The sequence below is a fragment of the Thermus sp. FJN-A genome (assembly GCF_054655095.1).
The window spans coordinates 1-238 of sequence record NZ_BAAHSC010000102.1 but is presented as its reverse complement, the minus strand read 5'-3'; the positions used below and the strand labels follow the sequence as shown (position 1 = coordinate 238).

1 pseudogene is annotated in these 238 nt (G+C 76.9%); it reads right to left on the bottom strand.

Annotated features, from left to right (window positions below):
• A pseudogene (locus tag ACYQ0J_RS00525) lies at positions 1-238 on the bottom strand (tetratricopeptide repeat protein); the annotation flags it as partial.

Below are 238 nucleotides of genomic sequence, written 5' to 3'. Positions count from 1 at the left end.
GGCCAGGGCGCCTTCCTCCTTCCCCTCCCGGCGGGAGAGCTCCGCCAGGGCCACCAGCACCCGGGCGCGGGCCGGGGCGTGGGTGTCCAGAAGCTCCAGGGCCTCCCCGGCGGCCCGCCTCGCCAGCCTCTTCCGTCCCAGGGCCAGGTGGCAGAGGGCCATCTCCGCCAGGGCCGCTCCCCTCCGGGCCCCCTCCCCCGCTAGCTCAAGGGCCTCCTCCAGGACCTCGCTTCCTGGA